The following is a 10,259-nucleotide window of genomic DNA, read 5'->3' as shown; positions in this document are numbered from 1 at the left end:
GCAGCCGCCCAATCGGCTTCAGTAGATTCACGGGCAGGTGTCGATCGGCAATATTGAAATGGATTTGGCACATCTGGCCTCATCGAAATCGTTAGCGATAATCGTTCCTACCAATAACGCCTAACTCTAACAGCCTAATGACGATTTCCAGTTTGAAACCTCAAAGTAAAAGCCACAGCCGGTATCGCGCTCACCCGTCTCGACGAGCGCATTGCCCGCTCGCCGGTCGGCGCCGGCTTTCTCGAACGGCAAAATTTCGCGGATGCCTGCGCCTCCCTGTGGATCGACGGCGAGCTCGTCCATCTCGAAGACCTCGTCCTCCACGACGCCCTTCGCGATACCCGCACCCCCACCCACGAACTCACCATCGCCCGCGACGTGCTGCGCACCCGCCGGCGGATTTCTGGTCAGTTGCCGGACTGGGCGCTATCGCCGGAAGGCATTCGCACGCTCCGGCAGACATCGGAGATCGCACCGACCGGCACGGAGGTGATCAAACCGGCCGACGTCTCTCGGACCGCGGTCAGGATCGACGGGGAAGGGGAGGGGGACGATGTCGATGACGCCAAAGATCTGCCGGGCGTCGACTACGCCGCCATCGATGCGGTGCTGGCCCGCTCTGAGGCCGCGATCGAGCAAGCGAGGCGGCCAGGACGCGCCGACACCCGCGAACGAGACCCTCTCGTCTACGATCTCGACTGGGACGAGGATGCCCGGCTCGACGAATGGCGCGGTGTCTTGCGCCACGCCCAGGAGATGCCGGCTGTGCTGCAGGCGATCATTGCCCTCGATGCCTGGAACGAACTGTCGGTGCTGCAGCACGCGCCCTGGCTTGGCAGGCTGTTAGCTGCGTCGATCCTGCGGGAAGCCGGTATCACCACCGGTGGCCACCTCGCCGCCATCAATCTCGGCCTCAAAACCATCCCCGTCGATCGGCGCCGGCATCGCGATCGTGAAACCCGGCTGCTCGCCATCGCTCACGGGCTTTTGGCGGCCCCCGAGATCGGCATGAAAGAACACGACAGGCTTAGATTGGCGAAGACGATGTTTGAGCGAAAGCTTGAGGGGCGGCGGACGTCGTCAAAGCTGCCGGAACTAGTGGAACTGGTGATGGCAAAGCCATTGGTGTCGGCAAAAATGGTGGCGAAAACGCTCGAGGTGACGCCGCAGGCGGCGCGGCGGATCGTTTTGGAACTCGGCCTGCGCGAGATGACGGGGAGGGGGAGGTTTCGGGCATGGGGCTTGATCTGAGGGGCATCTCTGCCATGCCTATGCCGTTAGAGGCTATTTTCTTCGCTGCTTAGGAGTTACCTCACGACGTTTGGCGAACAGCCGAATGACCTGAGTCACCGAAACGATTGTAAGTAGAAGCATGAGTGCGAGAGTGAGAACGAACATCGCCTTAACATCATCGAATGACCATTCGGCGTGGTGGCGCCATATTTCAGCGATGATTGCGATGCCGCGTGGCGCAAGAATGGTCGTTGACGCAATCGTCGCAAAGGCGAGCGGCACGGCTTTGGTAGACAGCGCGTTCATGATTTGGGTTCTTTGAGGTCCACGATCGTCTACGTCGGTAGCGGGCTTGACGTTGAGCGCTGCTGTCACAGCTGGAAGCCAGAGGGTGTAAAAAGCCGCAAGGACAGCTAGCACGAGACTTGCTGCCGAAATCACGTCAGGTAAATGTTCTGACGGGTTCATGGGTAGAGGCTCTGGAGTTCGATAAAAGCCCCATTCGCGACCAGATATGTGTCGAACGTTCCTGGCTTGCGGCGAATTGGGCTACGAGGACTGCTTGCCGCAGACAGTTGCGCGTTGAGCATTTCGATCACGACTACGTTCGGGAATCGAGCATCGCGCTCGGCTCCGTCCTCGCCTTGACATGCGGCAATGAACCGTCGAGCCGCACCTTCCATTACTCCTTTGAGTCGAGCCCGATGTCGAGAGAGCGTGGCGCGCAACAGCGCGCGGCCCTGCGAGATGGTCAGATTGAACAAACGCGCGATCCGCTCGTCGGTCGGAAAATTTGCAGCTGGCAAAGCGAGAAGCATAGCGACAAGGCGGCGTTCGCGCATGTCCGAAACGTTGATCAATGCTTGTCCCGCAAACATATCGACATACTCATTCAGCGCTGCTTTGGCAAAAAGCTGAAGATTCTGGCCGACATCTTCCAGCGCGCAGCCAAACGTGTCCGCCAAAGCAGCAGCTTCGTCGTCAGACAGGTTGATACTATAGTTCAGAGGGATTTCCAGCATTGCTCATCGCTCCGGCCAGTTGTAGGGCACAAGCGCCTCCTCTCCACGCCATTCCCTGATGATAGCCTCCTCGAACCACTCATCAGCGAGGTGGGCATGATCGAGTACGATCAGCTGGAAGTCAGGTTTTATTTCCTGGCATGCATGCGCCATTAGTTTGAACAGCGACTTTACAGCGGCGCGGTCCGCATCCTTCTCGATTTGATCCAATCCACCTTCGGATATGTCCGGTGGATAATAGGCCTGTGTCGGCTGATCGAAAATAAGGAATGCAGGCACCGGACGGTCCCGCTCACGCAGCCACCAGTGAATGGCTAGGTGACTCAGAACGTGATATCCGACCCAGTTTTCACCACTCCCCATTCGATTGAGCGGGATCGGTCCATCGACGGTATTAGCCACCACGGTAAGCTTTTTTACGTCCAGGCGCAGCGAGCTACCGCTGTGTTCTAGGTCGAGTTGGCCAGAATAGTCCGTCATTTTCTGGCTGATGAAGCTCATTATTGTTTGCAGGCGCGATTCTATATCGTCACTGTTAATGCGTGAGCGAACAGCTGAGATCAGGCTCTTCACTTGCTCGATGTCTGAAGCGAGTTCGAGATCGTCTCGATCTGGCGTCATGGCTTCAAGAAATTCTGCAAGTCGTCCCAGAAACCGGCCGCGCGAGACGATCAGGTCCTGACGTGCTTTGGCGGCTTCATCATCGAGAATAGCGCGCTGAAGCTCTCTTTGAACCAGCCGTAAGCTGTCAGTAGCCTCGCCGATCTTTCCTTCGAGATCAGCGATGTGCCGTTGAATATGCGGATTGTCGCGATAGAGGCCTTCGAGCTGTGTGCCGACTCGTCGCAAAGACTCCCTGACTTGCGTAACGCGGGGAATAGGGGACTCCAAATGAGAGTCGCAGAAGGGGCATTGTTCCGGCGTTTCGATGTCGTTCTTAAACAGCTCGATGCTTTTTAAGCGGGATCTTTGTTCGGTCACCTCACGTGAATACTCGGTCTGGTCGGAGAAGAAGGCTCGCGCGGCGCGAATGTCTTGATTGAGATCGCCTAGTCGCTCCTGCAGCGTGCTTTGTTCACCGCGGAGGCGCGCGATAGTCTCGCCAAAATCGGAGGTAAGGTCGGGTTGATCAATAGCGCTTTCGCTCACCCTTGCGAGGAAGGCAAAAACACTGTCGTCCACGGGCTGATAGTCTTGGCGGATCAGTCCAACCTTCTTCCCTTCATTGAGGATTCTTGTCAAACGTGACCGGCTGACGTCTACGGCCTGTATATGCTTGGCTTGTTGCGCTTCGAGGAGCCGCAGCTTCTTCTGCAACTCGTCCAACTCCCCGAAGAGCCGGAAGTGGTCCTCATCAACGGCCCCTAAGAAGTACGGAAGGGTATCCTTCATGGCCTGGGGAAGGAACTGCTCATTCATTCGATGGAAGAGCTGATCTTGGCTGGCGATGGTGTTCTGTTTTTGAAAGCAGAGAAAAAGAGCGTGGCCGATATCAGCTTCCAATGGTGGGCGAGAGCCTGTGGTCGGCCGGTGCTCGTTCTCTTGAATACCTGCGAACCGTGTGACGAACTCCTTGAGACTTTCCTCAGTGGTGTTTTTCGAAATCTCATCGAGTGATGGATAAGTTAGGCTCCGGCCGCGCTGGAAGAAAACCTTAGACCCAGTGCTGGCCCCTGGACCCGGATTGTCGCGAGCGATGAACACTTCATCCTCACCCTTGGCTATGTGCAGGCCGAACCACGAGACTTTCTTCCGGATCGTCCCTTCGGCGACATTGTAGCTACCGCGGCCGAGACAATAATCGACGATGTCAATAATCGCCGATTTACCGGTCTTCGACTTGCCCGTGATAATGTTCAATCCAGATTCACGGAAAGTCACGATCTGCTGATCACCGGAATGGCTGTAAACGACGATTGCCTTAATGATGAAACTCATGGGCGAACTCCCAGCGCCGCGGCGACTGAGGTTTCAGATCCAGATTTTGCAAGCCATCTACCCATGAACTTCGATCTATCTATGATTTCTTTGGTTTCTGCGGTGGTGTCGTCCACGAATGATTTGGGAAATGTTGCTCGACGTTCCCCAGGGCGGAGATTTCCCATGTCATCGACACTGATCGTCTTTGTCGCGATTCCGAAGAGGATCGCTTCCTTGATATATGGCGTTAAGTTATTTGCTCTCGAGGCAAACCCGATGAGCAGATCCTCGTTTTCCTGCACCCAGGCATAAAGTGACGTCACCGTTGAATAGGGCAGCCGCTCCCGGCTGCTACGGTGCAGAGCAGTCGATAACGCAAGGATCAGCAAAAAGAGCGACGCGCCCTCGCGGCCATCTTTGGTCAAGTCGCGCAAAAATTCATGGGACAGCGCGCAGAGGAATGAAGGACCGAAGAGGTTTGCTTCTTCAGGCGGGCGCCTCATCCATGGGTCAAGCCGCGCCATCGTCAGCCCCAACCGTGAGATGGTCGAGGAAGTTGGGATGCCAGCCCACCTTCACCCGATCCGCCAAGCCATGGAACGATCCCGCAGTGATCCAAGTCTCGATCACGTTGCGAAATTCGATCTGCTGCTGGCTTGCCCAGTGGAAGACCTTGCGACCCATCGCGTTCTTAGAAGCATCGTCCGCTGTTTGAGCTTCACCGCACTCTTCTTCGAATTTGCGTTCCCAAGAATCCTGCAGCTTGCTCTCAAAGCGGGCAACATCACCGTCGAGCAGGAGGTTTTCTCGCGCCCACTTCGACCGTTGGGTATTCGACCGGTAGAAATCCTGGATACCGCGCTTTATCGCCCTGTCCGATAGCTGGATCAGACGCATTTGTTTGACGTAGGTCTCGCCCTCATCCTCGATTGAGTAGGGTCGCTCACCGAACTCGGTAGGATCGCTGACTGGCAGGCCGGCTGGCCCATAAAGTGCCGCGAATTCCTGTGCCTTTATTGCGATGTGCTGGACCGGGATATCCGAGGTCTCCACCCCTACGAGACGCTTCGCAACCACCCCCAGCCACCAACCTTCAAGCGATTGCGCGACCTTGTCAGCCGAGGTGGCCGACAGGATACGAAGCTCCCCTTCCACCTCATCGAAAACATTGTGCAGGTCCGGCGCGCCATCCAATACAACGATGGAGGCAAGCAGCACGTCCGCCTCTTCGTCGGTCAAGGACAGGAACTCGTGACGGCCCGGCTCCGATGTCTTGTTGGTCGATGCGCGGGCGGCAGCTGAGAGCCGCTCTCGTGCTACGTTGCGGTCATCAGGTCCGCTGCCATTTCGCAGCATTGCCAGCGCCCCCCCAGCAGGCGCCGTCGCAGTTGTGATCAGAAGCCGCCGAGTATCGGCATTTGAGAAGGAGCCTGCCTTCAGCTGCGAAATCCAGATCCGGAGGGTTTTCCAGATGTCGACGCTATTATCGGTAACATCCTTTGGACCGATATGGTGCTTAGCTTGAACGACACAGTGCGCCAGATCCTCTTCGTGAAACGCTATATCGTCAAACTTTTCGATCGAGACATGGCAATTCGGCTTGACCTTCATTTCGCGTATCGCAAGAAGTAATGCCAATCTGCACTGATAAAGATAACCGGCAAGAGAACCGGATGCATCGTACTGGTTGGCCAATTGCAAGCCTTTCTCCCCCGAATTTGTACTGCCAACCTAGTATTATTTATACAGTAATTTCCAGTGCAGAGAGTCGGATTTCCACGAGGTTAAGTTGAGGCGTTCCTGAGGCATCAAATATCGCAGGCGATTCGCATAAAAATTTCTACGGAATAGAAAAGCACCCGTGAAGGGACACAGGTCAGCTTCGAAGGTTGGAGTTAAACGCTCCGTCAACAAGAGTGAATCAGGTTCGACCCACGGCCGTCAAATCAGTCGCTTTCTTCTAAGAAGTTATACAATGCTTTTCCGCGCCTGACCCGGTCCCGCGTGTCGTCGAAATCTTCGAATGCGCCGCCATCTTCAATATACGGTCTACAGGCATGATAAAGTGCCATTGACCTTACCCGCGAAATGGTACGGCCCTCTTCCAGTCGACTTGCGAGGGAATCGGGACTGTCGCATCCCTCACGTACGATCGCAGCGAGTGTCGACAATACAGTTGGAATGGGAGTGGTCGGTTCTTCTGCGAGTTCACCAGCAACGTTTCGGGCGATCAGGATTCTGGCAGGAAGGCCCGCGATGAATGCCAAATCCTGGACAACCCTTAGCGCGAACTGCCGCGCAAACTTACAATTGCCGACGTCTTGGCTACCCGTGTAGTGCCGCTCGATTTCGCATAGAGGTCTCGCAGACATCCAGAGGGGCAAAATATTTAGAAGCGCAGATAGGCCTTGCTCCCCCCGCTCTTCGTCCGAGGGCAGTTTCTTGTAGGCCTCGCCAAAAAGCCCTTCGAGGTTTTCGGGCCTGACGAAGTCGAGCAGTCGATCCGGGATTTCCGCGATCCATTTGAGTAACTTCGTCATAATCTCGATCGCGCTTCCTTCGAGAATGCCGTTGTCGAGCAGTGTCTGGATCTCGCGCAGATTTTGCACAGAAACGCCGGTCGATCCAGAAACGAGGTCCATCCACCCTCGTACTGACGATTCGCCCATTAGAGCCTTGGCGTCTAGTGCTGCTTCGATACGGCTCTCGATCCATTGTTCGTTGCCGTCCCGGCGTGCCCTGTACGCCGCAAAAGAGCGAGAGAGCAATGTTCTCGCCCCCTCGAACTCGTCTTCACCAGAAGATAGAGGCAGCTTGCTCACTAGATAAGAAGCCATGCCACCTTCCACCGCACTGACATGAATTCGATCCAACAGCTCTGTTAGGGGGTCATTGATCTCGAGGCATTGATCCGACTGCTGGAAGATGTTTCGCAAAGTTTCCCAGTGATCGCCTATTTCGCCGGTCGCCTCGTCGAAGTCGATAACGCGACTAGGAACGACCAATACGAGCCCTTGAGAGCGCTCGCCGGCCCGTCCGGCCCGCCCAGCGGCGTTGAGCACCTCGTGCGCTTCCAAGACTTCCATCCTGTTAGCCGCCGGATCGAAGCGGCTATCGCCCGCGATTATCACGATTTCCGCAGGAAGATTCATACCCTGCGCAAGGGTCGAGGTAGCGAAAAGCACGCCGATGCCGTCTGGCCGTTTGAAGAGTGATTCATGCAGATGGCGTTCCTCCCTGAGAAGGAGGCCGTGATGGCTTGCCGCCCCGCCACTGAAGGTCCCGTCTTCGTCGAGACGCAGATAGCAGTATTCCGATCCGCCCATCTCCTCGACGGCAATAGTTCGCCATTTCCGCTCACTCTCAGTCAGCGTCACAGGCGGAGACTGATGGAGTTTGTGGAAATCGCGGCTTGCGGCATTCGCAAGTACAGTTGTCTGAACGAAAACCAAGGTCTTGATGCCGCTCGCCGAGGACGCCGCAGCGATGGTAGCACTCAGCTTATTGCCGTTGGGTGTGAGTCGCCATTGGCGTTGCCTGCCCACTGCCGTACTGAAATGCGGCGCATTGTCGATCAATTTCAATAAGGTGTAGTCTTCCGTATCCGTACTGGCCCAAGTCTGGTGCAAGGAGAAGAGGCCGACTGGCGGCGCGTTCAGCTGTCGCTCTATTTTTGCCGGCGCGCCGTTTTTTTTCTGCGGATAGTCCTGCCGCGCCTGGATCAAAATCGCCAATAGCTCGGATATGCGGTTCGCGGGATAAACGACGGTCCCTCGGATCTGGCGTGTCGGCTTCCACGTCAAATCCAGAGCAAGGCAATCGCGGCCGGTCAGTTTCTGCACCCACGACGCTATTTCGCCTGCGTTTTTCATCATCGCAGAGAGCAGCAGAACGTCGGCAGATGGTGCTGTCGCCGTTAGATTGAGGACGGTCAGCATCGCGTCTACAGCGCGTCGGCTTCTGTCGTCATCTCTTGGATGGAGCAAATGGCATTCGTCGAAAACAATGAGGCCGAGGTCTTCAAATGCCTCGGGCTGGACCGAATGGAGAAGGAGGCATCTTTCTGGCGTGGTGACTATCACGGAGGGTAGCACCACGACGTCAGCGAAAGTGACCTCGTCCTCAAGTTCGCTGACAACCTCGTAATCCTGGAATGTCTTTGCAAGCGCCGTTGCAGTCTGGTCGACCAGAGCGTTGGTAGGCGCGAGGAAGACCACCTGCTCGCCGCGTAAAAGAGCTGCCGCGATCTTCAATTCGGCCAGCGTGGACTTCCCGCCGCCTGTCGGGAAGCTGATCGCGGCCGAAACCCCCTGTTCGAGATAGCCCTTATCAATCGCATCCCGGTGGTTTCGCCAGAGATATGGGCGCTTCGCCGCCATTCTCTTAACTATTTTCCGCCAAGCCGGCTCTCCGACGCCGCCTGGGGTCGGAGTGCGGGCGATCGCTGTAACCATAAGATCCCGCTCAACGGCAAGGAGGAGGTTTGCAAGGTGAAGAGGGCCGGAGAAAAGACTATAGACCGCGTTGTCCGCAATTTCATCAACGCTTAAGGCTTTTACTTTTGCGAATGTCGCCTGAGCAGTTTCTCCCTCGGTTAAATCTTCATCATCGGTTCTCAAGAGGAGCTGCCTGGCTAGCTTCCTAACTCCAATGAACAGATGGAGAAGGAGTGCCTGTTGTGCCTGGTCATCGAGTGGCGCATCTTCGTCAAACGCTGGGTCGTCCATATCCAGAATATTGTTCAGCTCACCCTTAGCAAGGCAACGGATGGAGAGAAGCAGAGCATCCTCGATTTTGGTAGCTCTTATCTGATCAGGGAGGATCGCTTTGGAAGCCTCGGCCGCGTCCGCGAAAGAGTCAGCGATCATGAAGAGAAGCGTTGCGCAAACTTCGGGCGAAACAGAGGATCTGGTGATGAAGCTCTGCCGAGGTCGACTCTGCCGTAGTGCAATACCTTGGGCATAAACTTGGTGCGCCGTTCCCGAAATGAATGCCGCTGCGGCCCGATTTTCACGGTCCGGAAGTAACGCGACCAGGGCTTCATGTGTTGCTGAGAGACGTCTCATCCGGCGAAGCGTGGTTATTAATGCTGAAGGAAGATTCTCATCCTGATTGCCTCTAAAACGCAATCTCGCCGCGACTATCTCCGCATACGCCTTGGTAAATTCCTTAGGGAGCTCTTCAAGATTGACGCCCGCCAGTTCCGGGCCTGACGCGATTAGAGAGACAGTCGAGGCATCAAACATGGGGAGCGAGCTCGGATATGCGAGTTTCGACCTTGTCTGTGAAAGCCTCCATCCAACCCCTCATATTCGGGATAAAGATTGTTTCTGCACGACGACGGTTTACATTGCCGGTCACAAGATCATTGTAGCCCTTAAAAAGTCCCTTGCGGACGTTGTCATCGAGATGCTTGTCTTTGACGGTTATGCTTATCCGGTAGCGTCTTGCGTCTTTCCAGATTATCTTTTCGATGGCTTCCTCGATCGCGAAATCGGATGCGGATCCATGGAGGGCCTCAAGCATCGACGTCGCTTCATGCGTCAGTTCCGTGATCCGCTGTCCGATTTCGAGCTTTTGAACCTCAGGCCAGACCTTGTTGCGTACCGTGTCTCGAGGTGATGTCGTGGCCTTGTCCTCGAAAATCACGATCGCCGACACCGTGCTACCGTCTGGCGACATCTCCAGCTGCATGCCGTCGAAACCGTGGTCAGCCTTGCGAATATGGGGGGCTCGAATGAACGCGTTGCCGCGGTTAGCATTGGCAGCGATCCAAGAGATTACTTGGAAAATCCAACCATCGCGCTTCGATGACGAGCCATCTGCGTCCAGTGCGAGCTTGTCAAGCGCGTCCGCAACGTGCTCGGCGGTCGTCGTTGGCGGCCTTGGGGCCAGTCGCTGCAGGACCTTGGAGATGTGTCGATACTGTCCGAGCGTGACGCGGGCTACCTGATCGACAAGCTCGTCCTCGTCTTCGATCTCCCAAGACCACCCATGACATAGTTGGTCATGATCCGTCGCCGCCAAACTGAGTGTCATTTTCGATGCGCATCCCCACGAACGCCGATTCGCCGACCCCATGCA

The 10,259-nt window shown here is 55.9% G+C and carries 7 protein-coding genes and 1 pseudogene; 1 reads left to right on the top strand and 7 read right to left on the bottom strand.

All coding sequences use genetic code 11. The annotated features are described in order from the left end of the window. Positions 1-177: 177 nt before the first annotated feature. Positions 178-1,251, top strand: a pseudogene (locus QZ869_RS13560) (RHE_PE00001 family protein); the annotation flags it as partial. A 33-nt stretch (positions 1,252-1,284) separates the two neighbouring features. On the opposite strand, the gene QZ869_RS13555 reads toward QZ869_RS13560, so the two are convergent. The 7 genes from QZ869_RS13555 to QZ869_RS13525 form a co-directional block, all read right to left on the bottom strand. Further along, positions 1,285-1,701, bottom strand: coding sequence for a hypothetical protein (locus QZ869_RS13555; RefSeq protein ID WP_206914762.1), 417 nt, complete (start codon positions 1,699-1,701; stop codon positions 1,285-1,287). Beyond that, the gene (locus QZ869_RS13550; protein WP_206914761.1) at positions 1,698-2,255 is read right to left on the bottom strand and encodes a hypothetical protein; all 558 of its coding nucleotides are present in this window, start codon (positions 2,253-2,255) and stop codon (positions 1,698-1,700) included. The genes QZ869_RS13555 and QZ869_RS13550 overlap by 4 nt, the downstream gene beginning before the upstream one ends. Positions 2,256-2,258: 3 nt before the next feature. Then, positions 2,259-4,193 carry a DUF3732 domain-containing protein gene (locus tag QZ869_RS13545; protein ID WP_206914760.1) on the bottom strand — a complete coding sequence of 645 codons (1,935 nt, stop codon included), beginning with the start codon at positions 4,191-4,193 and terminating at the stop codon, positions 2,259-2,261. Continuing rightward, positions 4,190-4,699, bottom strand: coding sequence for a three component ABC system middle component (locus tag QZ869_RS13540; RefSeq protein ID WP_296035814.1), 510 nt, complete (start codon positions 4,697-4,699; stop codon positions 4,190-4,192). The genes QZ869_RS13545 and QZ869_RS13540 overlap by 4 nt, the downstream gene beginning before the upstream one ends. Continuing rightward, positions 4,686-5,876 (bottom strand): ABC-three component system protein, encoded by a 1,191-nt coding sequence (locus tag QZ869_RS13535; RefSeq protein ID WP_296035818.1) that lies wholly within the window; start codon positions 5,874-5,876, stop codon positions 4,686-4,688. Before QZ869_RS13535 ends, QZ869_RS13540 begins: the two co-directional genes overlap by 14 nt. A 245-nt stretch (positions 5,877-6,121) precedes the next feature. Then, positions 6,122-9,421 (bottom strand): DEAD/DEAH box helicase, encoded by a 3,300-nt coding sequence (locus QZ869_RS13530; RefSeq protein WP_296035820.1) that lies wholly within the window; start codon positions 9,419-9,421, stop codon positions 6,122-6,124. After that, positions 9,414-10,214, bottom strand: coding sequence for a hypothetical protein (locus QZ869_RS13525; protein WP_296035823.1), 801 nt, complete (start codon positions 10,212-10,214; stop codon positions 9,414-9,416). Before QZ869_RS13525 ends, QZ869_RS13530 begins: the two co-directional genes overlap by 8 nt. Positions 10,215-10,259 lie beyond the last annotated feature (45 nt).

The organism is uncultured Agrobacterium sp., from assembly GCF_913777885.1.
Taxonomy (GTDB): Bacteria; Pseudomonadota; Alphaproteobacteria; order Rhizobiales; family Rhizobiaceae; genus Agrobacterium.
Note: the sequence above shows the minus strand (reverse complement) of the source record. Positions and strands in the feature narration are given on the sequence as shown.

Excerpts from the sequence above, each read along its gene's own strand:
- QZ869_RS13555 (WP_206914762.1), bottom strand. The coding sequence starts at position 1,701 with ATGAACCCGTCAGAACATTTACCTGACGTGATTTCGGCAGCAAGTCTC.
- QZ869_RS13550 (WP_206914761.1), bottom strand. The coding sequence starts at position 2,255 with ATGCTGGAAATCCCTCTGAACTATAGTATCAACCTGTCTGACGACGAA.
- QZ869_RS13545 (WP_206914760.1), bottom strand. The coding sequence starts at position 4,193 with ATGAGTTTCATCATTAAGGCAATCGTCGTTTACAGCCATTCCGGTGAT.
- QZ869_RS13540 (WP_296035814.1), bottom strand. The coding sequence starts at position 4,699 with ATGGCGCGGCTTGACCCATGGATGAGGCGCCCGCCTGAAGAAGCAAAC.
- QZ869_RS13530 (WP_296035820.1), bottom strand. The coding sequence starts at position 9,421 with ATGTTTGATGCCTCGACTGTCTCTCTAATCGCGTCAGGCCCGGAACTG.
- QZ869_RS13525 (WP_296035823.1), bottom strand. The coding sequence starts at position 10,214 with ATGACACTCAGTTTGGCGGCGACGGATCATGACCAACTATGTCATGGG.